Genomic DNA, 16,427 nt, shown 5'->3' with positions numbered 1-16,427 from the left:
AAGAATAGGGATTAAAAGAATTTAGTTTTTTCGTTTTCTTGTTTCTTTCTCCATTGGATGCGCCCAGGTATCACGGGTTGCAAGTCGGGGAGCGTATAGGTTTCGTCAGTCGTAGATTGACGCGAAGCCCCTACAGCTATTAGGTATTCGATCACTTCGTTTCGTAGTTTCTTATAAGCAGGGTCTTTGTTGATGGCAGTGATGACGCGAGGTCGCTCAAACCCTACCTTAAACTCTGGCCCGAGAGTGGCTTTGGGGCCTGGCTTGAGAGGAATGATCCGATCTGCCATCACTATGCCTTCGTCTACATCGTTGGTGATCAATAGACATGTTTTTTTGTCTTTGCTCCAGATGTTTACAATTTCTTCCTGTAGGTTGCCACGGGTCAAGGCATCGAGTGCAGAGAGCGGTTCGTCCATTAGTAGCATCTCTGGATTCATGGCCAGTGCACGAGCCACAGAGACCCGCTGGCGCATTCCGCCCGAGAGCTCAGCGGGCTTTTTATCTATGGCATGGCTCAGGTTTACCATTTCTACATACGCTTCTACTTTGCTGTTTTTGTCATTGGCAGAAGCGGCAGGATAGGCTTGGTCAATTGCCAGCCTAATGTTGTTTCTTACGCTTAGCCATGGTAGCAGGGAGTAGTTTTGAAAGACTACTCCACGGTCTGGACCAGGACCTGTGATCTGCTTGCCATTCAGCAAGACTTCGCCTGCGTCTGGAAAATGCAGCCCATTGATGAGGTTGATCAAGGTTGTCTTACCGCTACCCGTAAACCCCACGATGGCCACAAATTCGCCTTCTTCTATGTGCAGGTTGATGTCTTCCAATACATTCACTCTATCCTTGCCAGTGCCGTAGGATTTGGATACATGGTTCAGTTCTAAAAATGCCATTTTGTTAGTCGATTTGAATGAAAGTTAGATTTAGGCCAGTTCGGCTTTGTTGAATGACATGAACTTCTGAATGGTGAGCATGATGCGATCTAATGCAAATCCGATGATGCCTATTACAAACATGGCCACGATGATTTTGGCATTGGAATCGTTAGCTCCGTTTTGAAATTCCTCCCATACGAAGGAGCCTAATCCAGGGCTTTGTGCCAGCAATTCGATGGCAATCAATACCATCCAAGCCACTGAAAGGGTGATTCTCAATCCAGTGAAAATAAGAGGGAATGAAGCGGGTAATATTACCTTGAAAATGTTTTTCCCTACGGAGAGCCGTAGCACTTTCGATACGTTGATAAAGTCCTTGTCGACACTAGATACGCCCATGCTGGTGTTGACCAAAGTCGCCCACATGGCACATAGCCCTACGCTGATAAACGAAATCATAAATGATTTGTCGAGATCAGGGTCGGTGACTAGCGTTTTGATGATCATAAAGACCAAAAGGAGCCACACGACAGGTGATACAGGCTTAAAAATCTGTATCAGCCAGTTGAACGACGTTCGGAGCGTTTGACTCAAGCCAATAATGATTCCTAGCGGAATGGCAATCAAAGCTGCTAATAAGAACCCTGCAAATACGGTTTTTAAGCTGGTGATAATCTGATCCACAAAAGACGGTCGTCCAGTGTAGGTGATTTCGTTGAGACCTTTTTCTGCACGTGTAGCATTTGTTTTGGCAGTTTTTTCAGCGAAGTCTTTCTTCTTGGTAGCGATGATCCTATGATCTGCTAGGAGTGAAAGGTAGGCTTGCCATACTTGTGCTGGCGAAGGTAGGGTGTTGGGCTGGCAGCTTACTCGCCCTTCTTCAATGCAGGTTTTCATTTCCGCAGCAGCGGTTTCTCCTTGGTCGGTTAGTGCTTTTTCTATTTTTCTATTGGCCTCTTTGTCGTACAAACGTGTGGCGCCAGCGTGCCAAATAGCAAGAAAAAGTAGGATAGAGAATATGGGGAATAGGGCTTGTTTGACGAAGGCAATGGAGTTTTTTCTAGTTTCTTCTCCATAGCAAAGCCTGATCAATGGTTCTAAAAAACCAAGCCCACAAAATCGAACGGTCTTAATGATTTTATCTTTCATGATATGATTTGGTAAGTGTGAAATAGGAGGAGAGCAACAGCCCCCCTCCAAGCTCAGATTATGGATTTACGATTTCGTCTTTGTTGCCTATATTGAAGCTATTGATGTAGCCGATCGGGTCTTTTCCATCATAAGAGAGTCCATCTATGAATGCTGAAGTAGCTGGCTTGTAGCCATCCGTATCAGGAATCTCGCTTGCCGATAAATAGCCTTCGTCTTCGAGTAGTTTGGCTGCTTTGGTCCAGATATCTGGGCGGTAGATGTTTTTGATAGTAGATTCATACCATTCTGCTGGTTTTTCTGCTGGTATTTGTCCCCATCTTCTCATTTGAGTCAAAAACCAGATGCCATCAGAGTAGAAGGGATAGGTCGCATGGTATCTAAAGAATACATTGAAATCGGGCATCGATCTTTTATCGCCTTTTTCAAATTCGAAAGTACCCGTCATTGAGTTGGCTATCACTACTGAATCTGCACCTACATATTCTGGCATCGATAGGATGCCTACCGCCTTGGGTCTGTTGCCTGGTGTGTCTAGCCACTTGCCTGCTCTGATGAGTGCTTTGGTAACTGCGATGGCAGTATTAGGATACTTGTCTACAAACTCTTGCGTCATGACAAATACCTTCTCGGGGTTGTTTTTCCATATGTCAGCGTTGGTTGTTACGGGTACGCCTATACCTTTGAATACTGCCTGCTGGTTCCACGGTTCACCCACACAGTAGCCATAGATAGTGCCTGCTTCTAGTGTAGCAGGCATTTGTGGTGGAGGCGTTACTGAGAGTAGTACCTCTGCATCTACCTGTCCTTGTATGTTGTCTGCGGTATAAAAACCAGGGTTGATGCCCGCAGCGGCTAGCCAATATCTGATTTCATAGTTGTGTGTAGATACGGGAAATACCATGCCCATCTTGAAAGCTTTTCCATTGTTTCGGTATTCAGAGATGACTGGTTTTAGGGCATCTGCTTTGATGGGGTGAATAGGCTTGCCAGATTCGTCTGCAGGAACGTTAGGTTTCATCTTACTCCATACCTCGTTGGATACGGTGATGCCGTTGCCATTGAGATCCATAGAAAAGGGTGTGACGAGTTTGGCTTGTCTACCAAACCCAGCACCTGCGGCGATGGGTTGGCCTGCTAGCATATGCGAACCGTCGAGCTGTCCGTCGATTACTCGATCGAGCACATTTTTCCAATTCGATTGGGCTTCTATGGTTACATAAAGTCCTTCGTCCTCAAAAAAGCCTAATTCTTTGGCTATAGCTAATGGAGCCATGTCGGTGAGCTTGATAAATCCGAAGGTGAGCTGAGGCTTTTCCACTTCTAGGGTGATGGTTTGGCTAGGAGCGGCTTCTGGGGTAGTGGCTTCGTTTGACTTGGAAGAGCTACTGTTGCAGGCTGCCATTCCAGCCAATAGGCAGGAAAATGCAAGCGTTTTAGTGATGATGTTTGTTAGCTTATTCATTTGTTTTAAATTTTTTCTGGTTGATGGATTTTGGTTTAGAGAAATTTAGGTTTGATGACCAATTGTGCCCAAGCCCAGTTGTTGAGTGACTTAGAACCAGGAGTGCCTTTGATCAGATCCATGGTGTCGTTGGCAAACATTTGAGAATAGCCTAGTTTGAACGTACCTACTTTGCCCAACGGTCTTACGTAGACTAGGTCTAGCTCTGTGCCGAGAGAGGCACTAGCTTCTGTTACTCCATCTGTTTCGTATACCGTGCTTGCTGTCATAAAATAGTGTACATGTCCGAGCAAGGCACCTTTCCCTAGTTTGAATTTGGTCTTGAGGTAAAGGTCTTGGAGGCCAGCGTTGCTGTTGCCATTACCTACATAGAAGTAGTCCATAAATCCGTATAGTGCGTGGTTAGTACCAAATAGTGGAGCGAAAGTGGTGTTTTTGCTGCTGTTGGGGTCTTGACCCGACAAGTGATCATATCCGAGTGTCAGCGGCGTGGCGCTGGTTTTCATTGTGGCAGATACAGAGAACATATAGGCACTTAAATCACTCAAGGCAAATTTTCCACCTTGGTAGAAAAACTCTCCATTCAGGCTTACGCTACCTAGTTTTTTCATTCCCATCAGGCCGTAAGTCTGTCTGTTGGCTACGGAGTCTTCTAGTCCATATTGTCTGGCGTCGTTGATCAAATAGACAGACAGGCTACCAGCATCAAACTCTTTGTTTAAATAGGCAAACTCCATGTGTTTATAGTTGCCTGTGGCGTGATAGGCACCGTTTCCTGTGAAAGGAGGATAATAGGTGCCTGTGAGCCGTACGGGCTCACTACCAGTGGCTGGATTTTGGTTGTAGGCTACACCTGCGTGGATTTTGAGGCCGAGTGTATCTTCATACATTAGCAAGGCTGCATCATGCCTTAGGCCTTGCATGGCCCACTCCAGTCCGCCAAACATCCGTTGATTGTCGTAGGAGATCATCTGACGCCCAAACTTAAATGATAGTTTTTGTGACATATAATATCTAGCCCATGCTTCGGATATTCCAAATGATCCACCGTAGGTTTTGTCTACGATACCGTCAGCTCCCCACATACGAATGTCTTGTAGGGCTATGTTTACTTCATATTCGTCTGTTTTATAGTTGGCATATAGTCTGGTTCTTTGTTCGGTAAAAAAGGCAGGGTCTAGGTTTTCGCTTATTGGTTTTTTGAATCCGTTTCTAAATTCTGATCTGGCATTCACTTCACCTGATAAAGAGAATTGTGCTTGTGCAGTAGCAAGGGTTAATAGCAGGATGGCAGAAATCGCCGGTATTAGTCTTTTCATGTCTTCTTAGTTTAGTACTTAAATTATTGTTTTGGTTGGGTTAACAATGTTTGCGTACTACGTAATTGCACGGCAAACCTACTAGAGGTCGTGAAAGCATGAAATGGTAATTGACAGGGTTGTAATATCTTTTATTCGGCTTTTATTTATGCGAAAACGCAGCTGTTTAGGGGTGTGAAAATCAAAACTACGTAGTGACGATGTGATAAATAAGTAGCTTAAAGCCATTAATTCAGTAATTACAACTTGTTGTGTAAACCTGTCGAGTGTTAGTTTTTGGTTTGATGAAAAAAATAAGACGGAAAAATAAATACTGAAAAATGGAGAGGAGTAGGGAGGAGGTTTGCTAAAATGAATTACGTAGTTCTGGGTGAAATACGTGGGCTATGCCTCTTCTGATTGTGTGTGTCGCAAGACGTATATGAGAGGAGATTTCCTGGAGGAAGTATATGTTGGGGATGAGAAAACAGACTGATGTATGAGTATATGTCAGGGGACTAGCGAGTAATTGATGAGCTTGGCCGTGCGTTTTCTTGGGTGTCAGTACTAGTCTCAAGTAAGGGGATTTCAATGTTTTTCATTTACTTACTTGAGACTATAGACTACTTAGTTTTTTGCAATTTCAAAGCTTTTCTTTAGTGTAGGTGAGGCATTGTCGTTCATTTTTTGAATTACACTATGCATCCATGCTAGGCAAACGATAGATAGTAAGAGCATAAGTAGCCAGCAGCTAGACCATAGTCCTGTGCCTTCGAGAAGGTAGCCAAATACGATAGGGCAGACAAAACCACCTAGTCCGCCGAGTACACCCACCATGCCACCGACTACACCCACTTCGTTGGGGAAGTAGTCAGGGATATGCTTATATACAGCTGCTTTGCCTATGCCCCAGATAGAGCCAAGTAGGATTGCCAAGCTGGCAAATACCCAGACATTGGCTTGAAAATAGATGTGTGTTTTGCCTTCAGCTAAGAGTTCTTTCTTGCCTACATCGTCGCCTACTTTTACAATGGGTTCTTGCCACATTTCTTTGACTGGCCAGAAGTGAAACTCATTTTCTGAATTATCCAGCTGGTTAGTTTGCTGGATCAGCTCATAACGCTCACCGTTTAGTTCTACGTAGGTAGGGGTGACAGCAGTGATTTTACCATTGCGCTTGGCCATTACGCCTTTGCCTGTAGAGTAGATGTCCATTTTGGGAAGAAGCAAAGCCAATGATAGAAACATAGTACCGAGGAGGACACGATACATAATGGCTCTAGCGCCAAATTTATCTGAAAGCCATCCGCCAAATGCCCTTACAATCCCAGAGGGTAAACTAAAACACGAAGCTAGAAATCCTGCAGTTGCTAGATCAAACCCATATACATTGGTGTAATAAGGAACGAGCCATCCAGCGAATGATACGAAGCAACCAAACACGAGGAAGTAATAGAGTCCGAATCTCCAAACTCGAATACTTTTGAGTGGGAGAAGTAGTGTGGTAAGGTTTTTAGAGCCGCCTACTGGTTTTTTATTTGTAGTAGAGACTAGAAAAATCAAAGCCATAATGACTAAAAAAGCAGCATAGATCTGAGGCATAAGTCTCCACCCTTCTAGGTTTGTTTTGTCATCTGTTAGGTAGTCGAGTATAGATGGGCCAACTAGAGTGGTAATGGCTGCGCCAGCATTGCCAGCACCAAATATGCCCAAGGCAGTGCCTTGTTTTTCTTTAGGAAACCACACCGAACTGAAAGCGATGCCTATTGCAAAACTAGTACCTGCTAGACCAAAGCCTAAACTGCATAGGGCATAAGACCAGAAGTCGTTGGCGTAAGAGAGTAAAAATAAGGGGAAGGCACATAGGAGTAATAAGCCCGTAAATACAGGTTTGCCTCCGTAGCGATCTGTGAGAATTCCTGCAGGCAATCTCAATATAGCTCCTGTCAAAACAGGTATGCCAATTAGCCATCCTACCTGTATTGCACTCCAGTCAAAAAGCTGATTGTCTACCAAAAAGGTAACGAGTATGCCGTTGAGCATCCAAGCTGCAAAGCAGAAGGTAAAAGCTAGGGTATTGAAAAAAAGTATTTTATTAGCTTGATCTGATTGAATTTTCATTATTTATTAAATACGTAGTAATACGTACAAAATAAATGCGATAAAACCTCAACTCATATGGTATAAAACAATTCAAAACCTGCGAAAATGCAGGTTAAGTTCAGCTGTCTAAGAAGAAATTGTGCTCTGAAATCTCTTTCTTTAATTTTTCAATGTCGATGATTCCAATTTTCTTTCCAGAAGCGCGAAGAATTTTTTCTTTTTTCAAAGCTGAGATTACTCTAATGACTTGCTCGTCCGTAGTGCCAGCAAAGTCGGCAATTTCTTTCCTAGAGAGTTGAATGTTTAGGTACTCATTGGACTGCCCAAATTTTCGATTAATATACAAGAGGGCATCAATTACTTTTTCTCGCACAGTCATTTGTGCAAACTTTTTCACTTTAGTTTCACTTCTATTGAGCTCATCGGCATAAAACATCATAAAATCATAAGTCAGATTGGGGGCATGATGTAGCATTTCCTTCATGAGTTCGTTGGGAAAGTTGCATAAAATGGAGTCTTCTATGGCTACAGCATTGATTTGGTAGGATTCGCCTACACCAAATCCCCGGTGGCCAATAATCTCTCCGTCTTTGGCAAATCTCACAATTTGCTCTCTGCCTTGAAAGCCTGTTTTGGCTACTTTTACCTTGCCTTTATTGACGAAATAAAGCCCATGTACAGGTGCACCTTCTAAGATGAATTGTTGTCCTTTTTTGCACTGAATTGTGTGTTTTTTACTCAGGTATTTTTCTACTTCTTGGTCTCGACTGTTCTTCTTGATGATACAATCTAGATTTTGACAGGTAATGCAAACGGCTCTTTCCATAATTCTTTAAATACGTAAAACTACGTACAAATATACAACAAACTACGTAATATGTAAGGGGCTTATTCTCAAAGCTGAGAAAACGCTTCGTATTAAAGATAGCTAACTACAGGCTATATCTCTGGAATGTGCTAAAAATTTAGGTGTTTAATGTGTGTCTTATGGTGTAGAGAATGGTAGTCAGAGCTACAATAGACTACCTCCCGTCAATTTTGATGATGTTGACAGGGCAGCTTATAGCAGCTCTTTTGTTGTCTTCTAGCTCATGCTCGTGTATGTCTACATGATAGATGCCTTTGACAGGCTTGCCTCCAACGAGGGTGCATTTTCCATCTTTTTTGGATATGCGCCAGCGGTCAGGGGCTATTTCCACACAGGCGTTACACCCAATGCAGCGGTCACGGTATTGAGTGATTTTGTGCATTTAGGCAGGCACTACTTTGTATAGTTTGTCTGATGGACGGATCATTTCATCTATTTTGATAGAAAAATTATCACCTTTCTTGACTTTGTCTACCATTTGATTGTCTACACGCATCTCGCTGATGGTTGCTTTCACAATGCCAGTAGTGGGTCCTGTGATCATAATCTCGTCACCTTTTTCTAATGCATGTGTTTCCATTAGAAATTCGCCTACGCCCAGTTTGCTAAAGTATTTGATGCCCTTACCAAGTAAGATTTTTTTGGTCGTAGCTTTAGAGCCGTGAACCTCACTCCATTCTCCCATTTTTCTGCCTAGATAGTAGCCGTCCCAGAATCCTCTGTTGTATACGCGTTCTAAATCTGTTTTCCATGCAGCAAATTTTTCAGGGGTATATGTGCCTTCGTTGATGGCATCACCAGCGTCTCTGTAGCACTTGGTGGTGGTGTAGACATAGTCGGCAGCACGTCCACGACCTTCAATTTTAAAGACTGACACACCTGCTTCTACCACTTTGTCCATGAAGTCGATTGTGCAGAGATCGGCAGCACTCATGATGTATTCGTTGTCTATCTTGAGTTCGTTGCCACGGTCATCTTTTACGGTGTATTCTCTACGGCAGTTTTGAACGCAAGCTCCTCTGTTGGCGGAAGCCATATCTGAATGTAAGCTGAGGTAGCATTTGCCAGACACGGCCATGCAAAGTGCCCCGTGAGCAAATACTTCAATTCTTACGAGTTCGCCTGCTGGGCCTGTGATGTTTCTTTTTTTAATCTCTCTTGTGATATCTCCAACTTGCATCAAGCTGAGTTCACGAGCCATAACCATTACGTCGGCATACATGGCATAAAATTCTACTGTTTCGATGTTGCTGATATTGGCCTGTGTAGAGATGTGAACAGGAAATCCTATTTTTTTTGCGTAGTTCATCACGGAGTGATCTGCAGCAATAATGGCAGATATGCCACTTTCTTTGGCTGCGTCCACGATGTCCCGCATCAGGTTCATATCATGATCATACATCACGGTGTTGAGCGTGATATAGGACTTCATGTTGTTTTCCTTACAGATTTCTGCGATTTTCCTAAGGTCTTCGAGCGTAAAGTTGTTGGAAGATCGGGCGCGCATGTTGAGCTGCTCTACACCAAAGTAAATGGAATTGGCTCCTCCTTTGATGGCTGCTTGCAAGCTTTCGTATGAGCCTGCTGGTGCCATGATTTCGATATCGTGTTTAATTGCTTCCATTTCTCTCTTTTTATTTTCCTTCGTAGATCGCTCCTGAGGTGGGCGTTTCGTTCAGTTCTAATTTACTCAAAAGTGGCAGTTTGGGTTGTATTTGTTCCCAGATCCATACCACAATTCTTTCTGCGGTTGGGTTTTCAAGACCAGCGATGTCATTGAGTAGTTGGTGGTCGATTCGTTCAATAACGGGTTTTACTACGTCCTTTAGTTCTTTGAAGTCCATGACCCATTGCAACTCTGTGTCTAAATCTCCTTCGAGATAGACGGTCAGATTGTAAGTATGCCCATGCATGTTTTTACACTTATGCCCTTCGGGTACATTGGGTAAAAAATGTGCGGAATCGAATGCGAACTTTTTGTAAATAACCATGTGAACGACTGTTTAATCCGCGAAGTTAGACGATTTTCTATTCAAAGCTGAAATTAGAGGGTTAAAATCCTGACTTTGACTCCAAGTCTGAAAAGGGGCTTCGCATAGTAGGGTTTATGGATCATAAAAGGGTGCCGAAACAGGGAGGCAGTCTCAAACACCAGTTAAAAGTGGTTAGATTGAGCGGAACACGGCCTAATTTTAGAGCAAGTATTGCTAGAAGTTCAATAGGGTCAATAGTGACTATATTTTCCCTTTTTGGGAAAAATACTCTACAATAGCCCTGGGTTGTGGGATGTATATGTGTGTCTAAAGCGCATTTGAGATTGTACGCTTTTTGGGAATGATATTGGTTATCTAATAAAGCAAATAAGTAAACCATGAAGCAGATGAACACAATACCCACACATATACAGAGTCAGCCTGTACCCATAAAATATGCTAATTATTCCTCTAAACTAGGTGCTAAAGTCAGACTGTTTAGGCGTAAGATCAAAACAGGATATGACGTAAGTATTTTTCAGAAAAAAGGAAACGGTATTCGAACGATCCAGGATAGGATAGGCCGTATGACGGATCTGTCAGGTTTATATGTAGTCTCTTCGGCTACGGGGAAGCCGCTGATTTTGGGTGCATCGAAGACCGTTCTGAGAGACATCCAGTCATTGGCTAGAGCCATACGAATGAAAGATAAAATGGCATTGGGAAAAGTAGCTCAACACTTTGGTTTTGAAGGTTACAAAATGGGAGGGGAGTTGCTGCTAGCCGCCACAGTCAACTGGATTGAAGTAACGGATAAATCCTATCGATTGATGCTGAAGAGAGCTATGATTCCACATGTAAAGTTTGTACTTTAATTCTGTGGGAAACAGGGTCGTTTAGTTGATTTTATTCTAATTTTAAAAGTGAATTAAATCTAACTAAGATGAAAAAAGTAGTTGCTTTAGCCGCTTGTCTGTTTTGTTTTTCCTTTTCTACACATGCCCAAGTACTGATCTCGTTGTTGCTGGGGGATAAACTTAATTCTGATAAGTTGGAATTTGGACTAATCGGCGGACTGCAGTCGTCCAACCTGTCTGGCGAGGAGAACGGTAAATTGAGTCATACACTGCATATCGGTTTTTATTTTGATTTTATTATGAATGACCGTTGGTCATTCAACCCCGCTGTGTTGGTAAAATCTACTACTGGAGTAAGATACACCAACTCCATTTCAAATGTATCAGGAATAGATGATCTGGACTCTGTGTTGGTAGGAGCAGATGTGAAACGTAGGATCGGCTATTTTCAAGTGCCTTTGTTGATGAAATATAATATTACACCGCAATTTCACGCGATGCTAGGACCACAAGTGGGTATTCGGACAAAAGCAATAAATGAGTATACTGAAGGTGTGGCAGGAGGTGATTTGCTATTCGAAGAAAATATTCAAAATGATTATAAAAGACTGGATGCAGGTTTTACGGCTGGTTTTGGTTTCAAACTAAAGCCCAAAGATGGAATGAATCTCGGCGTGCGATATTACTATGGTGTGGTAGATGTACTAAAGGATAATCCTGGCGACAGGCAGCACAATAGAGATCTCTATTTTTACCTCACGATCCCTGTGGGCAAGGCAAAGGCAGCTGATGTAGGTGCGCCTAATTAACGCCAGTTTTCTATGATTCGAATCGAAAGCAGAATTGAATCATACAGTATTGACTATTTGATAGAACGATCATAAAGTGCTTTGGAGAGGGATAGTACTTCTTGTATGGTATGGATAGGAATATCTGCCTGTGGGTCGATGGGAAGTATTTTCATTCTTGCACGAGTGCCTTGTTCGAGGGCTGGATGGTCTATTTGGCGGCCTTCTACTACTAGTATATAAGGATGCCCGGATTTTTTGTCTGTCCATAGATAGCAAAATGCTTTGCCTTGGTATTGGTAGCAGGGCATGCCATATTTTTTTGTTTCACTGATTTTAGAGTCAAACTGTAGGAGTATTTCTCTTAGTGCCAGTAAGCAACTTTTTATAGGTTCATTTCCGTCAAGGAAAAAAGAAGATAAGGAAGGGTGCATGGGTCAATTCTGGAAATGAAGTTTAAAAGTAGTACCGAGATTAGTCTGACTGTCTACCTCAATATGGCCACCCATGGCCTCTAGTTGACGTTTGGTCATAAATAGTCCTAACCCTTGCCCATCTGATATGTCATGCAGTCGTGTGCCTATTTGAAACATTTTGTTTCGGTATTTGGTCAGGTCTATGCCCAATCCTTCATCTTGAATGAAAATAGAAGTGCCAGAGGTTTCTTTATTTGCACGAATAGATAGTTTTTTAGCTGTATCAGTGATGCCATATTTCAAGGCATTGGTAATCAGGTTGTGAAAAATACTGTCCAAATAGGCAGGGAAGGCTTTAATTGTGTGTGATTCTTCGATGTCGACTGTGAGTTCTACTTCTTTATGTTTCATGATCTGGTTGGTCAGTTTCAATACTCGCTGTACGGCTTCTGACAGGCTACAGTCTACTTTTTCGAGTAGGTCATTTTCATTTTCAAAATTGATCAAATCATTGATGTTGGTAAGTGATTTGTCTAGCTTTTGGGTGGTAATCTTTAGCATGCTTAGGTATTCTCTGCTTTCGGGTATTACCTCTATCATGTCAGAAAGACCAATCAAATTGGCTACAGAAGCTCTCAAGTTGTGTGAAGTGATGTAGGAAAATTCCTTGAGTCGCTTGTTTTGGTCTTTGGTGGTATACAGGAGCTGTTCTAGTTCCATCTGTTTCTCTGTTCGCATTTGAATATTCACCAGCATATCCGAATATAACTTCAAGATGGCTATTTCTTTACTTGTATAGGTTTGATGATTGACTACCGAGTCGAATCCTACAAATCCAATGCAATTTGGACCATGCATCAAGGGTACTGTGAGTAAGCTTTTGACTTCTTGAGTAATCAAAATATTCTTCGAGTTGCTGTCTATCATACGAGCAGTATCGGCGATATAGATATAATCTCCGTTGAAAAGAGGGTCTACCAACTCTTTAATTTCATTCATGGGTAATTGTTGAGACTCGGCAATTACAGACGTAATGTCTTGGGCACACCATTCGTAAGTATTAGATATGGTTTTGTTGATGGCGTCAAATTCAAACAAATAGGACCGGTCTGCTTTCACAAACTTACCTATTTCTCGTAGCGAATCATGAATGACTTGATGTACCGTTTCTAATGGTGTGTTGATGTATTTGGATGATATTTTCATCAAAATACTCTGCAATTCGGTTTGTGTTTTTAGTTCTTTCTCGGCCTGTTTTTCTTTTGTAATATCTCGAATAGTCGCTTGCAAAAAATGTCTTTTGCTATAGTCTACTCTAGTCAGTAGTACAGTTGCAGGAAAGCAAGTGCCGTCCATTCGCTGATGAATCCATTCAAAAAAATGAGAACCATTTTGCATGGCTATTTCGATCATGCGCTTGGCTTTTTGACCAGAAGCTTCCCCGTCAGGCTGATGCTTAGGAGATACTTGCCATGGACCAATTGCGGTCCATTCTTCTAGATTTTTCACCTTAAACATGTGTAATATGGTCGTGTTGCCAGTGGTGAAATTCCAACTAGGTGGCTCTAGTGTCATGATGGCATCAGTAGATGTCATGAACAGACTTTTGTACAGTTCGTTGACATGAATACGCTCCTCGTCGTGTTTCATTTTTTCGGTCACATCTACTACCATAGCCGAAAACCCAGAGATTTGACCTTTTTCTTTGAGAGGGGCATACATGAGATTTAAATAACGAATCGAATCACCTGAATCAAAAGGCCTTGTCACAGTGAAGCTTTTGCCTTTCAATGCCATGTCAAAATGCTTTTGAGCCAAAGAAATATTGTATCCAGATCTGAAATACTCCAAAATACAATCGCCTATTTTGGCATGTCTGCCATACATCTGATGTAGCAGGCGAGCGCCACTTTTGTTTAACGAACGAATTCGATATTCCTTGTCAAAGGAAAAGACTACCAATGAGTCATAACTATCTAATATTTGTTCATGAAGATTCATTCGCTAAAGCTGGTATGAATGATAAAGTGATAAACAAATAAATATAAGTGATTGTACACATAGCCACAAGTCAGATGGATATTAGTCGATGTATCATATTTTCTCATGGTGCAGATTAGCATTATTCATCTAGGGTTATTGTTTAGCTTGCGCTAATTATAGAACATTGACCATGAATAAGAATCTTTGGCTATTTATCATTCCTGCCCTCATCTGGGGGTCTACTTGGTTTACCATAAAATTCCAATTGGGTATCGTGGATCCGTTGATTTCGGTAGTTTACCGGTATTGGTTGGCAGGTATACTGATGCTGTTTTTTTGTGTAGTAGCTAAGAAAAACATGCGTTTTTCGTTGAAAGATCATGCGTTTATGGCGTTACAAGGATTGCTGCTTTTTGGTGTCAACTATTGGATGGTCTATGAGGCGGAAGTCTATCTGGCCAGTGGTCTTATTGCTGTAGCTTATTCTACCATGGTGTTTTTCAATTCGGGTTTTGGTGCTATTTTTCTCAGACGACCGATCAATAAAAGTATATTGCTAGCGGCGCTATTTGGCCTTACAGGTACCGTGCTTATTTTTAGCAACGAATTTTTGGGTCTCAGTTTTACGCGTGAGACATGGGTAGGAACTGGCGTTACGCTTCTGTCTGTGGTGGTCGCCTCGTTGGGCAATATCACTTCGGCAAGAAACTCAGCGAATCAGATCCCTGTCATACAAGCCAATGCTTTTGGGATGCTCTATGGAGGTATCTGGATGGGAATATTAGCCTTGATATTAGGGAGACCATTTTCTTTTGACCCGTCAGTTACCTATATTTTTTCATTGCTCTACCTTACTGTTTTTGGTTCTATTATAGCTTTTGGTACGTACCTCACACTCATAAGCAAAGTAGGAGCAGACAAGGCGGCTTATGCATTGGTGATTATCCCGGTGATAGCCATTGGCATCTCATCGGTTTTCGAGAATTATCAGATGACTTGGTATGCTGGTTTGGGTGTTGGTATGATTCTGATAGGTAATGTCTTGGCAATCAGAAAGAAGCACTAGCCTTTTCGTTTTTTCAGAAGGTGCTGTAAGCCACCATTTATTTCTGCCGAAATTTTAAATAGATATATGGCTGTACAATAAACCAAGCCTATAGCAGAGGAGCGAATAATCAAATCTAGCAGAGAATTGTCTAAGGTAGGTACGTTCAATCCCAAGATCAAAACGACACATCCGATCAAAAGAAGCGAACCGTTTTTCCATGTAAATGGGGAAAAACCGAATTTTATTTTAATGAAAATCATTTTCATTAAAGAGAAAATAAATAGGGCAGCAAAGGAGGCAAAAGCAGCACCTGAGATCCCATATGCAGGTATTAGTATCAGATTAAGACCAATCATCAAAATGGCTAGAATGGCTATAGTGATCACGTTGAACTTGTAGTAACTGGACATGGATATGATGGCACTACTATTGGCAAAAGCCATTTCCATGACTTTGGATAAACCAATGAAATAGACCACATAGCGACCTGCTCGAAACTCGTCACCATTGGCCATGAGTGCAAAAATATTGTCCAGATTGCAGATCAGTCCGATAAAGAACAATCCTCCAACGACCATCTGGTTGATGGAAGTTTGCTTGTAGATTTTTTCGATAGCTGGCCAGTCTTCGTTTTCTAGCGAATCGGAGACCAGAGGTGTGGTGATTTGTGCAATGACACGTCGAGAGAGTTCGATCATCACGGCAAAATAAAATACGGTAGAGTAGATGCCATTGGCACTCAGCCCCAAGGCAGATGAGATCATCACCTGATCGATATTGAGTACAATATTGGTGCTGCCAGTACCGATCATCACAAACATCGAATACATGCCGATTCGTTTGAGTAGGGGCTTGTTTATCAGATCCAATTTGGTGCTAAACTTGAGTTCTCCCATTCCAAAAATGTAACCGATCAGCATCAGGAGCATCAGCCCATACATCAGAATTAGACTATAGACGAGCTGGTGAAAGGTGATCAACTGCAAGTAGTATAGTGCCACGCTGATGGAGAGCATCAGGCGAAGTACGATTTCTTTGATGATATTTTGGGCGATGGTCTTTAAAAATAGGCGGCCGTATGTCTCAAATAAGTTGTGGAGCGAAAGGATCAATATCAGGACAGTTACCACCAAAAAATAGTCTGAAAGCAGCTCTGAGTTTGTGCTGAAATAGGCTTTGATAGGCGTCTCAAATACATAGAGTAGGCCACTGGCAATAAGAAATCCTAGCAAGACAATGATTACGCAAAATGTAATGAGCTGCGCCAACCCTTCGGGTTTCTTCTTAAGCTCTGGGGCAAATTTTAGCAATGCCTGGCCAATGCCTAATTGCGCAAAAGATGTAATCAAAAAAGCCGTTGATGGAATAACGCGGAGCAAACCGATCTGCTCAGTAGATAAAAACAGAGGAAACAGTACGATGGTATTGACAAAGCCGATACCTGCACCTAAATAGGTGAAAAAGGCAGAAATACTACTTTGTTTGATGACTACTCCCAACCGGTTTTTGAGCTTTGATTCGCCGCAATGATAACTTATAAACCGTAATTTGGTATTTATATTCTTATGCAATTTGTAAGTTTATATCTCAATTCTAAAATA

General features: G+C 42.1%; 15 protein-coding genes. 3 read left to right on the top strand and 12 right to left on the bottom strand.

All coding sequences use genetic code 11. The annotated features are described in order from the left end of the window. Positions 1-11: 11 nt before the first annotated feature. The 9 genes from N7E81_RS17320 to queD form a co-directional block, all read right to left on the bottom strand. Positions 12-896: an ABC transporter ATP-binding protein gene (locus tag N7E81_RS17320; protein ID WP_263050859.1), complete on the bottom strand. Its 885-nt coding sequence runs from the start codon at positions 894-896 to the stop codon at positions 12-14. A gap of 30 nt (positions 897-926) precedes the next feature. Continuing rightward, positions 927-2,027: an ABC transporter permease gene (locus tag N7E81_RS17315; RefSeq protein WP_263050858.1), complete on the bottom strand. Its 1,101-nt coding sequence runs from the start codon at positions 2,025-2,027 to the stop codon at positions 927-929. A 58-nt stretch (positions 2,028-2,085) separates the two neighbouring features. Next, a complete protein-coding gene (locus N7E81_RS17310) occupies positions 2,086-3,492 on the bottom strand; it encodes a CmpA/NrtA family ABC transporter substrate-binding protein (protein ID WP_263050857.1) in 1,407 nt (468 codons plus the stop codon). A gap of 35 nt (positions 3,493-3,527) precedes the next feature. Then, positions 3,528-4,811, bottom strand: coding sequence for an alginate export family protein (locus N7E81_RS17305; RefSeq protein ID WP_263050856.1), 1,284 nt, complete (start codon positions 4,809-4,811; stop codon positions 3,528-3,530). Positions 4,812-5,417: 606 nt separating this feature from the next. Continuing rightward, positions 5,418-6,911, bottom strand: a complete 1,494-nt coding sequence (locus tag N7E81_RS17300) for an MFS transporter (RefSeq protein WP_263050855.1) — start codon at positions 6,909-6,911, stop codon at positions 5,418-5,420. A gap of 100 nt (positions 6,912-7,011) precedes the next feature. Further along, complete coding sequence (locus N7E81_RS17295; protein WP_263050854.1) at positions 7,012-7,719, bottom strand: Crp/Fnr family transcriptional regulator; 708 nt, start codon at positions 7,717-7,719, stop codon at positions 7,012-7,014. Between the two features lie 196 nt (positions 7,720-7,915). Beyond that, complete coding sequence (locus N7E81_RS17290; RefSeq protein WP_263050853.1) at positions 7,916-8,143, bottom strand: ferredoxin; 228 nt, start codon at positions 8,141-8,143, stop codon at positions 7,916-7,918. Next, positions 8,144-9,385, bottom strand: coding sequence for a peptidase U32 family protein (locus N7E81_RS17285; protein WP_263050852.1), 1,242 nt, complete (start codon positions 9,383-9,385; stop codon positions 8,144-8,146). It lies immediately after the preceding gene. 10 nt (positions 9,386-9,395) lie between these two features. Then, the gene (gene queD / locus N7E81_RS17280; RefSeq protein WP_263050851.1) at positions 9,396-9,752 is read right to left on the bottom strand and encodes a 6-carboxytetrahydropterin synthase QueD; all 357 of its coding nucleotides are present in this window, start codon (positions 9,750-9,752) and stop codon (positions 9,396-9,398) included. Between the two features lie 389 nt (positions 9,753-10,141). On the opposite strand from queD, the gene N7E81_RS17275 reads away from it, so the two are divergent. Together N7E81_RS17275 and N7E81_RS17270 are read left to right on the top strand one after the other, a co-directional pair. After that, positions 10,142-10,609 (top strand): hypothetical protein, encoded by a 468-nt coding sequence (locus tag N7E81_RS17275; protein ID WP_263050850.1) that lies wholly within the window; start codon positions 10,142-10,144, stop codon positions 10,607-10,609. A gap of 68 nt (positions 10,610-10,677) precedes the next feature. Then, positions 10,678-11,400, top strand: coding sequence for a porin family protein (locus N7E81_RS17270; RefSeq protein WP_263050849.1), 723 nt, complete (start codon positions 10,678-10,680; stop codon positions 11,398-11,400). Positions 11,401-11,453: 53 nt separating this feature from the next. Here N7E81_RS17270 and N7E81_RS17265 read toward each other — a convergent pair whose 3' ends face one another. After that, positions 11,454-11,813: a DUF1801 domain-containing protein gene (locus tag N7E81_RS17265; RefSeq protein ID WP_263050848.1), complete on the bottom strand. Its 360-nt coding sequence runs from the start codon at positions 11,811-11,813 to the stop codon at positions 11,454-11,456. A gap of 3 nt (positions 11,814-11,816) precedes the next feature. Beyond that, on the bottom strand, positions 11,817-13,796 hold the full coding sequence (locus N7E81_RS17260) for an ATP-binding protein (RefSeq protein WP_263050847.1): 1,980 nt from the start codon (positions 13,794-13,796) through the stop codon (positions 11,817-11,819). Between the two features lie 172 nt (positions 13,797-13,968). On the opposite strand from N7E81_RS17260, the gene N7E81_RS17255 reads away from it, so the two are divergent. After that, the gene (locus tag N7E81_RS17255; protein ID WP_263050846.1) at positions 13,969-14,844 is read left to right on the top strand and encodes a DMT family transporter; all 876 of its coding nucleotides are present in this window, start codon (positions 13,969-13,971) and stop codon (positions 14,842-14,844) included. Here N7E81_RS17255 and N7E81_RS17250 read toward each other — a convergent pair. Further along, positions 14,841-16,397: an oligosaccharide flippase family protein gene (locus tag N7E81_RS17250; RefSeq protein ID WP_263050845.1), complete on the bottom strand. Its 1,557-nt coding sequence runs from the start codon at positions 16,395-16,397 to the stop codon at positions 14,841-14,843. The two genes, N7E81_RS17255 and N7E81_RS17250, sit on opposite strands and share 4 nt — an antisense overlap. Between the last annotated feature and the right edge of the window lie 30 nt (positions 16,398-16,427).

It is taken from the genome of Reichenbachiella carrageenanivorans (genome assembly GCF_025639805.1).
In the GTDB taxonomy this organism is placed as follows: Bacteria; Bacteroidota; Bacteroidia; order Cytophagales; family Cyclobacteriaceae; genus Reichenbachiella; species Reichenbachiella carrageenanivorans.
This window is presented reverse-complemented; position numbering and strand designations above follow the sequence as displayed.

Bases quoted from the DNA above. Each gene is read 5' to 3' on its own strand.
- N7E81_RS17320 (WP_263050859.1), bottom strand. From the start codon at position 896: ATGGCATTTTTAGAACTGAACCATGTATCCAAATCCTACGGCACTGGC.
- N7E81_RS17315 (WP_263050858.1), bottom strand. From the start codon at position 2,027: ATGAAAGATAAAATCATTAAGACCGTTCGATTTTGTGGGCTTGGTTTT.
- N7E81_RS17310 (WP_263050857.1), bottom strand. From the start codon at position 3,492: ATGAATAAGCTAACAAACATCATCACTAAAACGCTTGCATTTTCCTGC.
- N7E81_RS17305 (WP_263050856.1), bottom strand. From the start codon at position 4,811: ATGAAAAGACTAATACCGGCGATTTCTGCCATCCTGCTATTAACCCTT.
- N7E81_RS17300 (WP_263050855.1), bottom strand. From the start codon at position 6,911: ATGAAAATTCAATCAGATCAAGCTAATAAAATACTTTTTTTCAATACC.
- N7E81_RS17295 (WP_263050854.1), bottom strand. From the start codon at position 7,719: ATGGAAAGAGCCGTTTGCATTACCTGTCAAAATCTAGATTGTATCATC.
- N7E81_RS17290 (WP_263050853.1), bottom strand. From the start codon at position 8,143: ATGCACAAAATCACTCAATACCGTGACCGCTGCATTGGGTGTAACGCC.
- N7E81_RS17285 (WP_263050852.1), bottom strand. From the start codon at position 9,385: ATGGAAGCAATTAAACACGATATCGAAATCATGGCACCAGCAGGCTCA.
- queD (WP_263050851.1), bottom strand. From the start codon at position 9,752: ATGGTTATTTACAAAAAGTTCGCATTCGATTCCGCACATTTTTTACCC.
- N7E81_RS17275 (WP_263050850.1), top strand. From the start codon at position 10,142: ATGAACACAATACCCACACATATACAGAGTCAGCCTGTACCCATAAAA.
- N7E81_RS17270 (WP_263050849.1), top strand. From the start codon at position 10,678: ATGAAAAAAGTAGTTGCTTTAGCCGCTTGTCTGTTTTGTTTTTCCTTT.
- N7E81_RS17265 (WP_263050848.1), bottom strand. From the start codon at position 11,813: ATGCACCCTTCCTTATCTTCTTTTTTCCTTGACGGAAATGAACCTATA.
- N7E81_RS17260 (WP_263050847.1), bottom strand. From the start codon at position 13,796: ATGAATCTTCATGAACAAATATTAGATAGTTATGACTCATTGGTAGTC.
- N7E81_RS17255 (WP_263050846.1), top strand. From the start codon at position 13,969: ATGAATAAGAATCTTTGGCTATTTATCATTCCTGCCCTCATCTGGGGG.